Source organism: Aeromicrobium sp. REDSEA-S32_B7 (genome assembly GCF_001626145.1).
Taxonomy (GTDB): Bacteria; Actinomycetota; Actinomycetes; order Propionibacteriales; family Nocardioidaceae; genus Aeromicrobium; species Aeromicrobium erythreum.
This window is the reverse complement of sequence record NZ_LUNF01000013.1, coordinates 1-2,704: the sequence shown is the minus strand read 5'-3', so window position 1 is coordinate 2,704 and position 2,704 is coordinate 1. Positions and strand designations below refer to the sequence as shown.

At 71.3% G+C, this 2,704-nt stretch carries 3 protein-coding genes; all 3 read right to left on the bottom strand.

What is annotated here, in order from left to right; translation table 11 throughout:
* Positions 1-1,014: AAA family ATPase (locus A6Q79_RS00505; protein WP_317695302.1), on the bottom strand; the 1,014-nt coding region annotated here is incomplete at its 3' end.
* Between the two features lie 9 nt (positions 1,015-1,023).
* A complete protein-coding gene (gene cpaB / locus A6Q79_RS00500) occupies positions 1,024-1,761 on the bottom strand; it encodes a Flp pilus assembly protein CpaB (RefSeq protein WP_292604304.1) in 738 nt (245 codons plus the stop codon).
* Between the two features lie 224 nt (positions 1,762-1,985).
* A partial coding sequence (locus tag A6Q79_RS00495; protein WP_317695295.1) for an AMP-binding protein occupies positions 1,986-2,704 on the bottom strand: 719 nt, incomplete at its 5' end.

Below are 2,704 nucleotides of genomic sequence, written 5' to 3'. Positions count from 1 at the left end.
GGTGGCGGCAGCCACCTCGACCGCGGAGGAGACCGAGGCCGAGACGGGGATGCCGAGGATCTGCTCGACCTTGTCACCGGTGATGCCGACCGCGTCGTCGGCGCGGTTGAGCAGCAGGTGACGATGGCCCCGGGCGATGTCGAGCATGTCCAGGGTCTCGAGGGCGACCTTGACGTTCTTCAGGGTGGGCACGTCCAGGGTGGCCACGATGACGCACTCGTCGGTCTCGTCGAGCGCGGTCAGCACCTGCTCGTCGAAGGACGGCGCGGTGTCGACGACCACGAAGTCGAAGCTCTCGCGAAGGGTGCGCAGGATCTTGGCCACCAGCATGGGTGAGACGCGCTCGCGGACGTCGGGGTGGGCCGGGGCGGCCAGCACCATCATGGAGTCGGCGTGCCGGGTCAGCAGGGTGTCGAGCTGAGCGGCGTCGAGGGAGTCCTCGGAGCCGATGGCGTGCTCGATGGAATGCGTGGGGAACAGCTGCATGGTGATGGCGACGTCGCCGAAGGCGAGGTCGAGGTCGACCAGGCAGACCCGGCGCGCGCCACGCTCGGTGAGCGCCAGCGCGAGGTTGACCGCCATCGTGGTCTTGCCCACCCCGCCCTTGGGCGAGAAGACGGTCACGACGCGCCCGAGCTGCTGGGCACCACTGGGGCCGCGCAGCGCAGTCCACAGTTCCCGGGCCCGGTCGACCGCGCCACGGACGGCCTCGGTGTCCTCGACGGCCACGACGTCGCGGGCGCCGGCCTTCATGGCGCTGCCCAGCACCCCGGTGTCCAGCTTGTCTCGCACCAGCACGACGCTGACGGTGGGCCGGCTGACCCGCAGGTCCTCGCAGACCTTCAGGCAGTCGTCCAGGTCGAGGTGGGGACCGAGCACGACGACGTACTCGTCGAGGTGCTGGCCGAGCCAGGCGCGCATCCGGTCCACGGAGTCGACGCCCTGGCTGCCCGGCGGCATGCCGGCCAGCAGCGCGGTGACCGCACTGGTCTCGGTGTCGACGGCGACGGGCATCGGATCAGCTCACTGGAAGAGGGAGTCGGTGGTGGTGGGCGGGGCGAGGGTGACCTTGGAGTCCTCGGTGAGCAGCGCGAAGGAGAGCTCGCCCTGCTGCTGGCCGAGCAGCACCCGCTGCATCTGGACCTGGCTGACCGAGAGCGTGATGAGGGTGCGGGGCAGCGACTCGACGACCTGCTGGCCGCCCTCGCCGCCCTGGCCGTTGGTCGTGGTCGTGGTGGTGACGGGCGTCGTCGAGCCGACCGCGATGACCTTGACCCGGGTGAGCAGCACGCGGGAGTACGGCTGGCCGGTGGTGGCGTCGCTGCCGTTGATGAAGATCGCCACCTCGGAACCGGGGTTCACGAAGCCCGCCACGCGGGCGGGGTCGGTGAGGTTGATCGACATCGCCATGTCGCCCTGGTCGGGGATCTGCAGCCGCGGCTCGTCCACGGCGGTGTCGCCGAGCTTCTGCGGCACGATCTGCTCGCCGGGGTAGATGACGGTCAGCGCGAGCTGCTGGTCGACGCCCTCGGTGGTGACCAGGGCGCCGGGCAGGACCTGGCCCTGGGGGACGGCCTGACGGGCGAGCTTGCCGGCCGCGGCGGCGTCGGCGATGCGCTCACCGCGCTCGATCTGCACGGTGGCGACCAGCACGTCGGTCGTCTCGAACTTCTCCTCGGCCCGGTTGTCGGCGCCGCGGACGTAGAGGAACACCAGCGCGGTCCCCAGCGCGGCCACCACGGCGGCGGCGACAAGCAGCATCCTGCGACGGTCCATCACGAACCTTTCGTTGCAGGGACGTGGGGCCCCATCCCCATGTCCGCACGTCATGACAGAGGCGCGGCAGCGCCTCCCTCCGAGTTCATGCTAGGAGCGTCGGTAGGGCCGTTGGGCCCTTTTCGCGCAATTGCGGACCGCCGTGAGCCTGAGCGGATCCCAGAGGTGTCGTTCGTCCGCTGGCGGGGTGGCGCCCGGATGGGGCCGGCTCAGCGGTAGAGCGCCTCCACGTGGCCCCGGGACTCGCGCATGACCACGGAGCGACGCAGCTTCAGGCTGGGCGTGAGCTGCCCGCCCTCCTCGGTCCACTCGTCGGCGATCACCACGAACTTGCGGATCGACTCGGCCTTGGAGACCGCCTTGTTGGCGTCCTCGACCGCCTCCTCCACCGCGGCCCGGACGTCGGCGTGGTCCAGCAGGTCCTCGGCCGAGCCGGACAGACCGCGGGCCTGGGCCCAGACGGTCAGCGCCTCGCGGTCCAGGGTGACCAGCGCACCGATGAAGGGCTGGCCGTCACCGACCACGAGGCACTGGTCGACCAGGGCGTGGGCCCGGACCCGGTCCTCCAGGACGGCGGGGGCGACGTTCTTGCCGCCGGCGGTCACCAGGATCTCCTTCTTGCGGCCGGTGATGCGCACGAAGCCCTCGTCGTCGACCTCGCCGACGTCGCCGCTGTGGAACCACCCGTCGCGCTCGAGGGTCTCGGCCGTGGCCGCCTCGTTGCCCCAGTAGCCGGCGAACACCTGGCCGCCGCGGAAGAGCAGCTCGCCGTCGTCGGCCACGCGCACGGCCGTGCCCGGCAGGGGACGCCCGACCGTGCCGATCTTGTGCGAGCCCGGCAGGTTGACGGTGAGGGCGGCGGTGGTCTCGGTCAGGCCGTAGCCCTCGAGGATGGTCAGCCCGACGCCGCGGTAGAAGTGGCCCAGCC

What these genes read in the sequence shown, in the direction of transcription:
- cpaB (WP_292604304.1), bottom strand. Translation starts at nt 1,761, where the DNA reads ATGCTGCTTGTCGCCGCCGCCGTGGTGGCCGCGCTGGGGACCGCGCTG.